Genomic DNA, 15,456 nt, shown 5'->3' with positions numbered 1-15,456 from the left:
GGCACGAAGACTCCTGCAGGAGTACGGAGCAGGTGAGACCCCGCAGGCGCATAGCGCCGAGGAGGCTCACCGCAACGCCTGCGGAAAGCGAAGTGACTGGAGCACAAATCAACAGACTATATAACACAACCTAATACAAAAAAGTGCAAACATACAAGAATGTCTAAAGTGTAAAAAGAATGAATTCAAAAAATGACGATTGCTGAAAATTTCAGGGTACATTACCCTACAGTAAACTGCACTTTAGGAGGGATTGTACAAATGACAGAGAAAAACAACAAAAATCAAATGGAAGAATATCGTCAGATGGAAAGTCTAAATCGGGGCTTGGTTGCCGTTAAGGTAGAAGGTGGTGTTTATATTGGATGGCGTTTGTTTGGAACAGACCCAGAAGAAATAACCTTCAATGTTTACCGTGATGATCAGAAAGTTAATCAAACCCCTATTAAAACCAGTACCAATTATCTGGATATTAATGGTGCTTCAGATTCTACTTATTATATCTGTGCATTGTTAGACGGAGTGGAACAACTCCCATCTGAAAAGGCGACAGTTTGGGATACTAATTATCTGACTGTTCCACTTAATAAACCAGAGGGCGGAATTTCACCGGATGGAATAGAGTTCACCTATCACGCGAATGATGCAAGTGTAGGGGATGTAGATGGAGATGGTGAGTATGAAATTATCCTAAAATGGGATCCATCCAATTCCCATGATAATGCCCATAAAGGCTATACGGGGAATGTCTATCTGGATGCCTATAAGCTAAATGGAACGCATTTGTGGAGAATCGACCTAGGAAGAAATATTCGCGCAGGTGCTCATTATACTCAGTTCCTTGTCTATGATTTTGATGGAGATGGCAAGGCTGAAATTGCCTGCAAAACAGCAGATGGTACGGTTGACGGACAAGGGAAAATAATCGGGGATGCAAATGCCGATTTTCGTAATTCAGAAGGTTTTATCCTGGAAGGCCCCGAGTATTTAACCATTTTTGAAGGACCTACAGGGAAAGAATTAGTCACGACCGATTATGATCCTCCTAGAGGAAAAGGGTCAGATTGGGGAGATGATGAAGGGAATCGAGTGGACCGTTTTCTTGCCTGTGTTGCCTATCTTGATGGAGTAAAGCCGAGTCTTGTGATGTGCCGTGGTTATTATACGAGAGCAGTATTGGCTGCATATAATTGGCGGAATGGAGAACTTACAAAAGTATGGAAGTTTGATAGTCTTGAGCCGGGGAATGAAGGTTATTCTGGGCAGGGGAACCATAGTGTCAGTGTAGCAGATGTAGATGAAGACGGGAAAGATGAAATTATCTATGGATCCTGTGTGATTGATCATAATGGACAAGGATTGTATACAACGGGACTAGGTCATGGCGATGCCATTCATGTAGGAAATCTTATTCCTAGCAGGCCAGGACTGGAAATTTTCCAAGTCCATGAGATTCCGCAAGAAAATGGGACAGAAATCCATGATGCGGAAACAGGAGAAATTTTATGGGGGATTCCATCGATAGAAGATGTAGGCAGAGGTATGGCTGCAGATATTGACCCGCGGTATGAGGGTGTTGAGGTTTGGTCTTCTACCCATTGGAAAACGGGAGGAGCCGGTTTATATAGCAGTTCTGGAGAAAAAATCTCTGAAACGAATCCACAATCATTTAACTTTGCCATTTGGTGGGATGGAGATTTACTGAGAGAACTGCTTGACCATGAATACGATGAGGAAACAGGGATTGGTGTAGGTAAAATCGACAAATGGGATTATCAAAATGGCAAACTAGTAAATATCCTTACTGCAGATGGAACTAGATCCAATAACGGCACAAAAGGGAATCCATGTCTACAGGCTGATATTTTTGGCGATTGGCGGGAAGAAGTCATTTGGCGGACAGATGATAGTACAGCACTAAGGATCTATACGACAACGGATATAACCGATCATCGTATTTATACACTTATGCATGACCCTACTTACAGATTAGGTATTGCCTGGCAGAATGTTGCGTATAATCAGCCTCCACATCCAGGTTTCTTCCTTGGACATAACATGGAAAAACCGCCGACACCGAAAATCTATGAAGTGAAACAAGACCCTGACCTAGAAAATCAAAACCAACCAGATAAATTATATTTATAAGGAGTGTATAATCATTGATTAATATATTCTTAGCAGGTGACTCTACCGTGGCAAGCTGTCCTCGGTATGAGGCACCGATGGCAGGCTGGGGGCAAATGTTTCAATCTTTTTTTACCGAAGACGTTAACGTTCACAACTTCGCAAAAGGCGGAGCAAGTACCAATACCTTTATGGAACAAGGATATTTAGATACGATCCTTGCATTCATTCAACCAAACGATTACTTGTTTATTCAATTTGGCCATAACGACCAAAAATCATTTGGCACCCAGCCCTATACGACGTATCAGGCTAATTTAACGGAATATGTTAATGGGGCAAGGAAGAAAGGGGCTATAGCAATTTTGGTCACCTCTGTTCATAGAAGGAACTTTGATGAGAATGGCAGATTGGTGAATACATTAGGGGACTTTCCTCAAGCTATGATTCAGCTCGCTGAAAAATTGGATGTCCAAGTAATTAATCTTTGGGAAAAAACAGAAAAGCTTTATCAATCATTAGGTCCGGAAGATTCAAAACAATTGTTTACTATGTTTGAAGCAAATGAACATCCAAATTACCCAGATGGGATAGAGGACAATACACACTTTTGTGAACATGGAGCAAGGGAAGTCGGAAAGCTGGTAATAGAAGGAATAAGAGAATTACAATTACCCATTGTCCCATTTATTAAGGGATAGTTTTATAGAAAATCAAACAACATGAGGTGAAAGTAGGATGGGCAAAAAATTATATCATGGTGCGGCATATTACCCGGAGCTATGGGATGAAAGAGTAATAGAAGAAGATATAATAGAAATGAAAAAGACAGGTATCAATGTTGTCAGAATTGGTGAATTTGCTTGGGCATCGATGGAGCCTGAAGAAGGCAAATTTGATCTGAGTTTTTTTAAGAATATTATTAACAAGCTTTACGAAAATGGTATTGAAACCGTTATGTGTACACCAACTCCTACACCGCCTATTTGGTATTCCCACGGCCACCCAGAACGGATGTATGTGGATCATGATGGGAAAGTGATGGGGCATGGTTCAAGACAGCATGCCTGTACGAACCATCCTTATTTCAGGGAAAGAGCAGCATTGATTACTGAAAATATTGCAAAAGAAGTAGGAAGTTTACCTGGTGTTATTGGCTGGCAAATCGATAATGAGTTTAAATGTCATGTCAGCGAATGTATGTGTCATACCTGTAAAGATTTATGGCATGGCTGGTTAAAGGAGCGCTACGAAACAGTAGAAAACCTAAATGAAGCATGGGGAACCAAAATTTGGAGCGAATATTATCATAGCTTTGAGCAGGTACCACAGCCAGGACCAGCACCATTTTTACACAATTCATCGCTGAATACCATGTACCAATTGTTTTCAATGGAGAAAATTGCAGAGTTTTCTGATGGACAGGCTGAAATCATCAGAAAATACTCAAGTGCACCTATTACGCATAATAGCTCTGTATTTTTCAGTGTGGATAACGAAAGAATCTTTAAAAACCTTGATTTTGCATCGTTTGATACCTATGCAACCATTGAGAATTTCCCTGCATATCTCATCAACAGTGATTTGTGGAGAAACTTTAAAAAGGACAGAGGTTTCTGGGTAATGGAAACAAGTCCATCCTATGCTGCATCGCTGGCAAGCTATGCAGCACCGCATCCTAACGGTTATTTAAAAGTTGAAGCAGCTGCGGCATACGCATTAGGAGCGGAAGCTTTTTGTTATTGGCTCTGGAGGCAGCAGCGTGCCGGATGCGAACAGCCGCATGGCAGCGTTCTGAGTGCTTGGGGGAAACCAACTGTTGGCTATGAAAATGTGCTAGAAGTGGCAGATTTGAAAAATGAAATTGAACCAATCATTGTATCGACAGCACCGAGCCAGGCAGAAGTGGCCATCACGTACTCTGATCGTGGAAAAGCATTCTTAAAAACAGAATCTCATCGCAATTTAAATCATCGCAGTTTGGTGACTGATTTTTATAAACGGATCTTAAACATGGGTATCCATCGTGATGTGATTCCTGAAGGTGCAGACCTAGAGGGCTATAAGGTATTATTTACGCCATTTATTCACTATTTATCATCAGAATATATTTCAAGGGCGAGGGAATTTGTTGAAAAGGGCGGAATTTGGATTGTTGGTCCTCTAACAGGAGGACGAACAGAAAATCATACCGTCCATACCGACTGTGCATTAGGAGAACTTGAAAAAACAGCAGGTGCAGAAGTACTATATACATTCCCAATGGATGATTCAGGAACTGTAGGACGTGCATTTGATATCTCTGCACCATTAGGTATGTGGAGCTCTGTCTTTGAGGCAAATTCTGAATCCTCTGTAGGTGTGATCGAAGAAGGTCTTGCTAAAGGGAAATCATTTATAACTGAGCATAAGCTTGGTGAAGGAAAAATTGTAATGCTTGGGTCTATGCCAATTGGTGAAAGCGGTGATTTGCTGCTGCAAAAACTGGTAAATCACTATTCCGAGGAAGCCAATGTTACGTTGAGAAGTGATGTAACACAAGGGACGATTGTTGCACCAAGGCAGGGAGATGGCTTTACAGTTTGGTTTGTCATCAATATGGACGGAAATGGCGGAAGTGTTACTCTTCCACAACAAGGAGTAGATCTACAGACTAATACTGTTATTGAAGCAGGCAAGCTCGAGATTGGTAAATTTGAATATAGAATGATTCAATTCAAACAAATGTAAGGGTTAATAGGAGGAAAAAGTTATGATTCGAAAGGCATCTGTAATGAAAGTGTTTGAAGGCTGTCATGAAGAATATAAAAAACGCCATGATGAATTATGGCCGGAAATGGAAGTTGAATTAAAGAACCATGGGGCTTATCATTATTCGATTTTCCTAGATTCTAAGACAAATAATTTATTTGCCTATGTAGAGATTGAGAGTGAAGAAAAGTGGAATGCCATGTCGCAGACAGAAATTTGTCAGAAATGGTGGGCCTATATGAAGGATATCATGGAAACAAATGAGGATAACAGCCCCGTTTCAACAGAATTAAAGCAAGTATTTTATTTAGAGTAGGAAACGGTACAAAAATCTATGAACTAGACGTGAATAATGGCCATCATCTGTAGGTTTAGGTGATGGTCTTTTTTTATAGAATAAGTCAATTGTTGATAAAGGCTGTAAGCAAAAATGTATTATTGATGGAAATAAAAAACGAATTTAAGGTAGGTAATAGATATTAATAATTATCAAAAAGAAATGAGGAGTAGTAGATGGGAAAAGGGAAAAAATGGCCAGCTGAACTTAGTGAATTTACTGATCCAATTTCGGGTGCAAGGATTACACAATTAACCGATTACTTCGCACATAGCTTTCATTTATATTTTACAAATGATGGCTGGTATGACAATGGAACCAAATTATTAATCTGTTCAGATCGGGACAATGCTTCAAATCTCTATAGCTTGGATTTAACAAATGGCGAATTAATACAACTAACAGATTTTGACCAAAAAATGCCTAAGGGAATTCAAGGAACCTATATCAATCCCGCTAAAAACGAAGCTTACTTTACATTAGCAAATAGTATTACAGCTATTAATCTAGATACATATGAAGAAAGTAGTATCTTCGATTTGCCAGAAGGTTATAACTTTAGCAATCTTAGTTGTACGGCAGATGGCAATCATTTATGCTTTGGTCTTTCAGAAGATTTATCTAAAACCATTCAAAGTAATCTTTCGGGTGGATATGTCGGCTTTGAGGAAACGGAAGCAGCACGGCCGCATTGCCAGATTTGTCTGCTAACCTTTGAGACCGGGGAGACAAAAGTGATTCATGAAGAAAAACGCTGGATTGGGCATGTGAATGCTTCACCAACCCAGTCTCATCTGATTACATTCTGCCATGAAGGTCCGTGGGAAAAGGTGGATCACCGAATTTGGGCAATGAATATTGACACTGGGGAGGTTTGGAAGATACGAGAAGGAGAACCAAACCAGTTTGCCGGTCACGAATATTGGCATAGTGATGGTCTTCATATTGGCTATCACGGATTTACTGAATCACTAGATCGGAAAGACGGTAAATTCCTCGGTTACACAAAATTTGATAATTCGGAGACGCAGGAGTTTGAATTCCCCTATCAAAATATGCACATTCACTCGAATGATTCAGAGTTAATTGTGGGGGACGGACAGCAGTCTAGCGCCTACCATGGTGAGAAGTATCAGGATTGTATTTTCTTGTGGAAGAAAACAAGCGATGGAATGGATGGACCGCGGATTTTATGTAAGCACCGAGGAAGCTTCCAAGTACAACAGCTCCATGTTCATCCACGTTTGAGCCATGATGGAAATCAAGTGTTGTTCACCTCTGACCGTAATGGATATGGAAATATATACCTAGTCGATGTACCTGAATTTGAAAGCCTGCCACAACTAATAGATGGAAAATTAGTGAAAGAATAGGAGGATAAGATATGAAATTAAAATGGTTAAACAAAAAGCCATTTGAAAAAGCAGGGGTTTCATGGGGCGTTCCATGGAAAAAAGGAGAACTTGATCGAAATCACCTGCTAACTCTACAGGATAGCAGCGGGATAGATATTGCCATCCAAAACTGGCCAATGGCCTATTGGCCAGATGGAAGTGTTAAGTGGACTGGACATGCCGCGGTTTTGGAAGGAAAAAGTGATAGCTATAAACTTAGTATCAATAATGAGAAGCAGGATAGCAGCAGCACGCTTATGGCTGACGAAACAGATACAACCATTGAAATTGATACTGGTGAAATTAGCGTAACCATAAACAAACAAGGCAGCACGATTATCAAAAACGTAAGAATAGGGACAAAAACAATCAGTGAAAATGGCAGATTAATAGCATTAAGAGAGTCACGCCGTAAAGAGAATGGAATAAAAGTTACCAGGGAAGAACCACTGCAAAGTGAGATTAAGAGTGTAACGATTGAACAAAAAGGACCATTAAGAAGTGTAATTAAAATTGAAGGAAATCATCAAAACGTTTTTGGAAAAGAGCCATTGCTGCCGTTTGTTTTACGGCTTTATTTTTACCGTGATACTTCATCTATTCGTGCAGTTCATACACTCTTTTATGATGGAAATCCCAATGAGGACTTTATTAAAGGCGTAGGACTTGAACTAAGTGTGCCATTATCGGGGAAACCATACAATCGGAATGTGCGATTTACAGGGGATTCTGGGATTTATTCTGAGCCGGCACAGTTATTACTGACAAGAAGGCACCGAAATGCGGGCGGATTATATGAAAAACAGATTAACGGAGAAGTGGTCACTCTTACCGAAGAACATGCTGCCATCCTAGAGCATGCTGAACAAAATGCGATCTGGAATGATTTCAAAATCTCTCAGGATTCTTCTGACCATTATCGAATTGTTAAACGAACAAATGAAGAGCACTCCTGGGTAGAGTCGACGCATGGCAAGAGAGCAAAAGGATTAATGTATGTGGGCGGTAGAGACAGTGGTGTTGCGATTGGTTTAAAGAACTTTTGGCAGAAGTTTCCTTCATCATTGGAGGTTAACGATTTAAGTCAAGATAGTGCAGTACTCAAAGTTTGGTTCTGGTCACCGGATGCAGAAGCAATGGATTTACGCCATTACAACAAAGAAACACATGTGGTTTCTGCCTATGAAGGATTTGATGAATTGAGAGCAGACCCCGCGGGGATTGCAAACACCAGTGAACTGTTTTTCCACTTTTATACCGAAACACCGACAAATCAAATGTTAGTAAGCAAAAGTGATGAGTGCCAGGCACCATTATTGTTAGTATGTGAACCAGAGTATTATTACGGCACGAAATCTTTAGGAGTTTGGAGTTTGCCGGATCGAAGTACAACGATGAAAGCAACAATCGAGGACCAACTGGATGAAGCATTTAATTTTTATAAAAAAGAAATCAATCAGCGCAGATGGTATGGTTTTTGGAATTATGGTGATGTCATGCATACATACGACCCAGTTCGTCATCAATGGAGATATGATTTAGGTGGATTTGCATGGCAAAATACAGAGCTTGTTCCGAATATTTGGCTGTGGTACACGTTCCTGCGCTCAGGCAGAGAAGATGTATTCACCATGGCCGAGGCGATGACCAGACATACAAGTGAAGTGGATTGCTATCATTTTGGTGAATATAGAGGATTAGGGTCTAGGCATAATGTCAGCCATTGGGGCTGCGGCTGTAAGGAAGCAAGAGTTAGTATGGCAGGACTTCATAAATTTTACTACTTTTTAACGACGGATGAAAGAACAAGAGATTTATTAACGGAAGTAAGAGATGCGGATAAGGCTTTATTGAACTTGGATCCTATGAGAGAGTTTTATAAAACGGAGCAATTTAAAAGTCATGCAAGAGTGGGTCCAGATTGGGCAGCCTTTTGTTCGAATTGGCTCTCAGAGTGGGAACGAACAGAAAATGGCGAGTATAAAGACAAAATCGTTTCTGGAATTGAAACATTAAAAAAGCTTCCATTCCGATTATTATCCGGTCCGACATTTGGGTATGATCCAGAAACAAGTACGTTGCATCATATGGGAGATGGAAATGCAGGCGGATATCATATGGTGGTTGCATTTGGCGGACCTCAGGCGTGGATGGAAATCGCAGAGATTCTTGAAGATGAAGAATGGGGAGACATGCTCGCTGACTTCGGTGAATTTTATGTTCTTAGCAATGAAGAAAAGTTGAACAGGAGTAATGGTATTTTGCATGATAAATTATTTAGTCTGCCGATGCTTGCTTCTGGAATGGCAGCATATGCTGCAGCTAAGAAAAAAGATGCAAAGCTTGCTGAAAAAGCGTGGAGTTTATTGCTAAATGAGGAAATAAGTCAAATGGTGCTGCCAATTAAAGTGGAGGAAGTTAGCACGTGGAGGGAAATAACCGAAATTCCAAGCATTACAACCAATACAACCTCACAATGGTGTCTGAACACTATTGTTTCATTGGAATTAATCGGTGAGTACCTGTTAAATCAGGACGTTCAAGAAAGTATTAATTCGACAATAAAGTGTTGAAATAGGATAGGAACTTGATGAAATCAAGGTTTTCTAAGGTACAAAAAAATGTAATTGTCAGAAATGTGAAAGCGGTTTACATTTTGGTTAGAAAGTTATTCAGTAACTCATAACCGAATAAGGAATGAGCTGAACCAAGAAGTAAAACTGTATAAACATAATACTGGGGGTAAAAAAAATGAAAAAAAGAATGAAGAAAAGGTTATTTGGTAAAAAAGTTGCCATTCCTGCTATTTCTGCCGCTTTACTATTTTCATTAGCTGCATGCAGTGATTCCGAAACTTCTAGCAGTAAGAGTAAAGATGGAAAAGACTCAAAAAATGAGATTAGAATTATGACAACGGCATATACTCCAGATCCACCATCTGATGACAGCCCCGTATTAAAGGAATTAGAAAAGTTTACAAATACGAACATTACTATGAATTGGGTACTAGACAGTGCGTATCAAGATAAGTTGAATATTACATTAGCATCTGGTGACCTTCCAGATGTCATGATGATTCCTTCTAAGATTCCTAGTTTCGTAAGTGCTGTTCGTGATGGTGCATTCTGGGACCTGGGACCATATTTAAAGGATTACCCGAATTTAAGTAAAGCGAATGAAATCACACTGCAAAATAGTGCAATTGATGGAAAAACGTACGGTATTTATCGTGCCCGCCCACTTGGAAGATTAGGGGTAACATTCCGCAGCGATTGGCTAAATAATGTAGGGTTAGAAACACCAAAAACCATTGATGATTTCTATAATGTATTAAAGGCATTCACACATGATGATCCAGATGGTAATGGCAAGGATGACACATATGGAATGGTTGTTTCAAAATATAATGGTCCATGGGATATTATGCAAATTTGGTTCGGTGCTCCAAATAAATGGGGTGAAAAGAATGGCAAGCTTGAGCCTGACTTCATGAGCGACGAATATATGAACGCATTAAAATTCTTCAAGAAACTGTATGATGAAAAACTAATCAATGAAGACTTTGCCGTTATGGATCCGCAAAAATGGGGAGATCCATTGATGAATAGCCAAGCAGGCGTGATTGTAGACGTTCTTGATCGTGGACGCCGGGCAGATGAAGATTTTAAAAAGTCTAATCCTGAATTAACTGAGCCGATTGACATCTTGGGTGCGGTTGAAGGGCCAAAGGGTCTTCGTTCTCTGCCGACAGCAGGATATTCAGGCTTACTTGCTATCCCTAAATCAAGTGTAAAAACAGAAGAAGAACTAAAGCAAGTACTTACTTTCTTAGACAAAGTGAATGAAGAAGAGTCACAAAAACTAGCTTACAACGGTATCGAAGGCCGCCATTATGAAGTTCAGGATGGTAAATTAGTGCTTCTTACAAACAATGATCAAGCACTTATCAATGAGTTTACTGATTTGAACCAATTCCATATGGGCATCCCTGAGGACCGATTCATTAAACCAGAAATGACACCTGTAAGAGAAAAAGAGCAGGTTATCCTGAAAGAAAATGAAAAAATTGTTGTTCCAAATCCAGCAGAATCATTCCTTTCTGAAGTTTACGCTCAAAAAGGGCAGCAGTTAGACAATATTATCAACGATGCGCGTACGAAGTTTATTGTTGGACAAATTGACGAAGCAGGCTTTAAAGATGCGATCAAATTATGGCGCAGCACTGGCGGAGACGATTATATCAAAGAAATCAATGACTTATACAAAAAAAATAAAAAATAATAGCTGGGTCTAAAACAGGCAGTGTAAGAACACTGCCTGTTTTAGAAAAAATCCTAGTAAAGTAATGTGAAAGGAGTGAATGTATGGACAGCCTCAAAGTACAAAGTGTGGACACTGTCAATCCAGGGTATAATGCAGCAAAAAATGCAAATACGGAAATAAAATCCGAAATCACCAAATTTCAGCGCTTGAAAAGAGATAAATGGCTCTACCTGTTATTAATTCCAGGGTTAGCTTATTTTATTATTTTTAAATATCTTCCAATGTGGGGGATCGTCATTGCCTTTCAAGATTACTCTCCATTTTTAGGCATATTCGGTAGTAAATGGGTAGGTTTTGAGAACTTTATAGATTTCTTCAAGAACCCGGACTTTTTTAGATTACTAGAAAATACGTTTATACTTGCTTGTCTGGATTTAATATTCTTTTTCCCGGCACCAATTATTTTAGCTCTTCTATTAAATGAGTTAAGACTTCAAGCGTATAAAAGCGTGGTCCAAACCTTTATTTATGTGCCGCATTTCATGTCTTGGGTTATTATCGCTAGTATTACGTATATCTTTTTTACCACCAGCGGCGGTGTAGTCAACGAGATCGTCTCCCTTATCTACGGGAAAGAAATTAACTTCCTTTCCGCACCGGAGTGGTTCCGTCCGCTTATCATGGGACAAATCATTTGGAAAGAATCAGGCTGGGGAACTGTCATATTCTTAGCAGCACTAGCCTCTGTCGATAAAGAGCAATATGAAGCAGCAATTGTAGACGGTGCCGGAAGAATGAGACGTATGTGGCACGTAACACTTCCAGCTGTTAGAAGCACGATTGTGGTTTTATTAATCCTGCGTTTAGGAAACTTTCTTGATACAGGATTCCAGCAAATTTTCCTAATGAGTAACTCCCTCAATCGTAGTGTCGCAGATGTTTTTGACACGTATGTTTACTTTGTCGGAATAACTCAAGGTGCCTATAGTTATAGTACCGCAGTAGGTTTATTTAAAGGGATTGTAGGGGTAGTCCTCGTTTTAGGAGCCAATAAATTGGCTAAGAAAATGGGTCAGGACGGAATTTTTTAAAGTTTTATGATGAATTAGGAGGTGGCCAGAATGTCCATGCCAAAAATGCACAATACTCCTGGCGGCAGAGTTTTTGATGTATTTAATTTTATTCTTATGGGACTCATCGGGATTATCATGATTTGCCCATTCCTTTACATTATTGCAGGCTCATTTGCAACGGAAGCAGAATTAACGAGAAGAAGTTTCTTTATCTTTCCAGAGACGTTTACTCTCGATGCCTACAAATATATCTTTTCAACCGATACCTTCACTCGAAGTATTCTGGTTTCCATTGGTGTTACAGTAGTAGGGACATTGGTGTGCTTATTCTTTACGTTCTCCATGGCCTATCCATTATCAAGAAAAACGCTGATGGGCCGCAGCTTCTTTATGAATCTTATTGTATTCTCAATGCTTTTCAGCGGGGGAATGATTCCAGGTTACATCGTGGTAAAGTCGTTAGGGTTATTAGATTCTTACTGGGCATTAATCCTGCCGCTTGCAATCAATCCTTTCAACTTAATTATCGTTAAAACATTCTTTCAAAATATACCGATTGAATTAGAAGAAGCAGCAAAGATTGATGGCTGTTCAGAGGTTGGTATTTTCTGGAGAATTATGCTGCCGCTTTCGAAGCCAGTTCTTGCAACTTTTGCCCTGTTCTATGCTGTTGCCATTTGGAATGACTTTTTCAGTGCATTGTTGTACATTACCGACAGCGCTAAGTGGCCGGTACAAGTGCTGCTGCAGCAAATTATTATTCTATCACAGGCACAGCTTGGAGATGCAGCCTCTGCGGGTGCAAGCTTTGTAGAACCGCCCGATCAATCATTAAAGCTGGCGGTGGTAGTTGTTGCAACGCTGCCGATTTTAATTGTATATCCTTTCCTTCAGAAACATTTTGCAAAAGGAATGCTTCTAGGTTCAGTTAAAGGATGATGAAAACGGATGAGAGAGAACCATTTGCATTGGATGATACTATCATTTAATGCAAATGGTTATTTGCATTTATAATATTCCGACTTTTTTAGTGAAAATTCCGACTTCCTTATAAAAGCGCATACAATTTTTGTTACAAATATGACATAATTGATTTCATTCGTACGATTGTAATGTTTTAAATCTGGAGGGGGTACCAGTGGGAATTAAAAAGATTAAGTATAAATTAAAAACGCTTCAATGGAGAGGCAGCTTTCACCGGAATAGCTTTATTTTAATTTTACTGATTGCTAGTATTCCAGGCTTGATCACTGGCCTAAGTATTTATTGGTTTGCTGTAGGGAAAGTAGAAGATGAATTAAGGGTCTTACATACCAGTCAAATTGAGCAGAGAGCTAAGAACATAGACGAACAATTTAAATATTTGGAGTACTCAACCTCGCACTGGGCATTTGAGCCAAGATTTGGCGAATCATTAAGGAATCTTGATTTTGTAAAGCAGTTTACAGAAACCCATGATATTTCTAAAACACTTTTGTTATTACAAGGCAGTCATAATCTTATAAAAAAAGTAGATTTATATGTTGAAGGCGAAAAGCCCATTTTATTTAATAATGAATATAATGTATTAGATGAACAGTCGAAGACCTTTTACCATGAGAGCTTAAAAAAAGGTAAAAAACTATATTGGGCAGAATACCCCGTTGAAGCAGGCTCTAAAAAGAAAACGCTTGCATTTGTGCATAGTATTCCTGCAACGAGTAAAGATCCCTTCGGATCAATCATTGTAAGGATTGACCAAAATAAGGCTTTGCAGCTTTTAAAAACATTAACCCCTTATGATAAGGGGGCCACATTTATTTTAGATGGAGAAAAAGAAATTTTACTATCTTCTAACAGTACAAAAGATGCCTCTTTTATAAATATATTAAAAACAGAAATTCAGAGCCAAAAACAACCTGAAGGCTCTTTTCAGATTAAGCATAATAAAAAAATGTATTCAATCTCCTATGGTAAATTCAAAAGGATAGATTCAGATTGGACATATGTTTCTGCTGCTCCAATGTCTTCGATTACAGCACCATTAGTACTCGTTTCAAGATTAATATTAATTTTAAGTATTTCAGCACTTATTCTTGCGTTTATTTTATCTTGGTTTACGTCAAACCGCATTTATTCTCCGATAAATAAACTATTAAAAAGTTTAGGACACGAAGAAGAGGGGTTATGGAGACGTAAAGGCCGGGATGTTTTTACCATCATCGAGCAGCAAATACAAAATTTATCGAATAAAAGTGAACTGCTCCAAAACCGACTGGTTGAGCAAATTACACAAATCAAAAGCAGTTTTATTCTCCAGTTAATACAAGGTTATTTGTATCATAATACGGAAGAAGATTTACGAATAAGAATGGAGAATTACGGCTGGGAGTTAGAAGGAAAATCTTTTACAGCCCTAGAAATTCAACTAACAGGCTTAGGAGAATCAAAGGATAGTTTCTCCAATAATGATGAAAGTCTAGTTACATTTATGACATCAAATATAATGGAGGAACTGGCAAACGAAATGTTTGATCAGTTTAATATTATCAAATTTACGGATTTATCCGTGGGTGCACTAGTGATTCATCCAAACAATCATTCATTCAGGAAAGAATTACACACCTTCGCTGATAAAGTAACAAAAACGGTTAATGAAATATTGAATATGCAGGTAACCGTTACAATCAGTGAACCTACTGATAGTATTAAGAGGATACCTTATATATTTGAAGAAGTTCGAAGTGGAAAGCGCTTTAGAATATTTGAAAATAGTAATCAGGTTATTGATCTTAAAGAGTATGAGAACGCAGGTAATATGAATCAAATCCATTATCCATTTGCAATTGAAAAGGAAATTATCCAAGCGATAAGAATGGGACATACCACAGAGGTTGAAAATTTAATCAGACCTTTTTTGCAGGAATTAACGGAGAAGGGCATTAATGAAATAAATATTCATCAAGGAATTATGCAGCTATATAGCAGTATCCAGCATGAAATCCTCCATTCTGGGATCCATCCACATGAGTTGTTTGAAGGAAAGAATATGTATGAGGAACTTTCTCAAATTCGTGATACAGAGAGAATTATTAAATGGTTTACTCAAGATGTCGTAGGACCATTTATTCAGAAGTTAGAAGGCCGGATGAATATTGAATTAAAACGGGTAATTGAAAAGGTTGTCACCAAAATTCAGGAATGTTATGCACAAGACATTTCCTTGGAAAGTTGTGCTGACGAAGTTGGTACAAACCCCTATTCATTAAGTAAGGCATTTAAACAAATGGTCGGTATCAATTTTATTGATTATTTAACACAATTAAGAATTGAAAAAGCAAAGGAGCTTTTAATCAACTCAGATATGAAGATAAACGACATAGCTGAAAGTGTAGGATATCGCCATAGTTATTTTAACCGGATCTTTAAAAAACAAATCGGTGTGCCGCCAAGCCAATATCGTAAGCTTAATCAAATTGACAATCAAATAAAAGTAGAAAATGATGGTTAGGCTTTAACCATCATTTTTCTT

General features: G+C 38.8%; 10 protein-coding genes. All 10 read left to right on the top strand.

The window, feature by feature from the left end; translation table 11 throughout:
- Positions 1–261 precede the first annotated feature (261 nt).
- The 10 genes from H0184_RS01040 (at position 262) to H0184_RS27940 (ending at position 15,435) form a co-directional block, all read left to right on the top strand.
- Complete coding sequence (locus tag H0184_RS01040; RefSeq protein ID WP_260631370.1) at positions 262–2,148, top strand: rhamnogalacturonan lyase; 1,887 nt, start codon at positions 262–264, stop codon at positions 2,146–2,148.
- Positions 2,149–2,162: 14 nt separating this feature from the next.
- The gene (locus H0184_RS01035) at positions 2,163–2,828 is read left to right on the top strand and encodes a rhamnogalacturonan acetylesterase (RefSeq protein WP_221819919.1); all 666 of its coding nucleotides are present in this window, start codon (positions 2,163–2,165) and stop codon (positions 2,826–2,828) included.
- 37 nt (positions 2,829–2,865) lie between these two features.
- Complete coding sequence (locus H0184_RS01030) at positions 2,866–4,857, top strand: beta-galactosidase (RefSeq protein WP_221819918.1); 1,992 nt, start codon at positions 2,866–2,868, stop codon at positions 4,855–4,857.
- Positions 4,858–4,879: 22 nt separating this feature from the next.
- Positions 4,880–5,194 carry an L-rhamnose mutarotase gene (rhaM, locus tag H0184_RS01025; protein WP_221819915.1) on the top strand — a complete coding sequence of 105 codons (315 nt, stop codon included), beginning with the start codon at positions 4,880–4,882 and terminating at the stop codon, positions 5,192–5,194.
- Between the two features lie 197 nt (positions 5,195–5,391).
- Positions 5,392–6,588 carry an oligogalacturonate lyase family protein gene (locus H0184_RS01020; RefSeq protein WP_221819914.1) on the top strand — a complete coding sequence of 399 codons (1,197 nt, stop codon included), beginning with the start codon at positions 5,392–5,394 and terminating at the stop codon, positions 6,586–6,588.
- Between the two features lie 11 nt (positions 6,589–6,599).
- Complete coding sequence (locus H0184_RS01015; RefSeq protein ID WP_221819913.1) at positions 6,600–9,182, top strand: exo-rhamnogalacturonan lyase family protein; 2,583 nt, start codon at positions 6,600–6,602, stop codon at positions 9,180–9,182.
- A gap of 178 nt (positions 9,183–9,360) precedes the next feature.
- Complete coding sequence (locus H0184_RS01010) at positions 9,361–10,890, top strand: extracellular solute-binding protein (RefSeq protein ID WP_221819912.1); 1,530 nt, start codon at positions 9,361–9,363, stop codon at positions 10,888–10,890.
- 83 nt (positions 10,891–10,973) lie between these two features.
- Positions 10,974–11,963, top strand: a complete 990-nt coding sequence (locus H0184_RS01005) for an ABC transporter permease (RefSeq protein ID WP_221819911.1) — start codon at positions 10,974–10,976, stop codon at positions 11,961–11,963.
- 36 nt (positions 11,964–11,999) lie between these two features.
- Complete coding sequence (locus H0184_RS01000) at positions 12,000–12,884, top strand: carbohydrate ABC transporter permease (RefSeq protein WP_221821231.1); 885 nt, start codon at positions 12,000–12,002, stop codon at positions 12,882–12,884.
- A gap of 199 nt (positions 12,885–13,083) precedes the next feature.
- A complete protein-coding gene (locus H0184_RS27940; protein WP_221819910.1) occupies positions 13,084–15,435 on the top strand; it encodes an AraC family transcriptional regulator in 2,352 nt (783 codons plus the stop codon).
- The last annotated feature ends 21 nt before the right edge of the window (positions 15,436–15,456 follow it).

Origin of the sequence: Neobacillus niacini (assembly GCF_019749295.1) — a bacterium.
In the GTDB taxonomy this organism is placed as follows: Bacteria; Bacillota; Bacilli; order Bacillales; family Cytobacillaceae; genus Neobacillus; species Neobacillus niacini_D.
The sequence above is the reverse complement of the archived record's forward strand: the minus strand, read 5'-3'. Positions and strand labels throughout refer to the sequence as shown.

Bases quoted from the DNA above. Each gene is read 5' to 3' on its own strand.
- H0184_RS01040 (WP_260631370.1), top strand. From the start codon at position 262: ATGACAGAGAAAAACAACAAAAATCAAATGGAAGAATATCGTCAGATG.
- H0184_RS01030 (WP_221819918.1), top strand. From the start codon at position 2,866: ATGGGCAAAAAATTATATCATGGTGCGGCATATTACCCGGAGCTATGG.
- rhaM (WP_221819915.1), top strand. From the start codon at position 4,880: ATGATTCGAAAGGCATCTGTAATGAAAGTGTTTGAAGGCTGTCATGAA.
- H0184_RS01020 (WP_221819914.1), top strand. From the start codon at position 5,392: ATGGGAAAAGGGAAAAAATGGCCAGCTGAACTTAGTGAATTTACTGAT.
- H0184_RS01015 (WP_221819913.1), top strand. From the start codon at position 6,600: ATGAAATTAAAATGGTTAAACAAAAAGCCATTTGAAAAAGCAGGGGTT.
- H0184_RS01010 (WP_221819912.1), top strand. From the start codon at position 9,361: ATGAAAAAAAGAATGAAGAAAAGGTTATTTGGTAAAAAAGTTGCCATT.
- H0184_RS01005 (WP_221819911.1), top strand. From the start codon at position 10,974: ATGGACAGCCTCAAAGTACAAAGTGTGGACACTGTCAATCCAGGGTAT.
- H0184_RS01000 (WP_221821231.1), top strand. From the start codon at position 12,000: ATGCCAAAAATGCACAATACTCCTGGCGGCAGAGTTTTTGATGTATTT.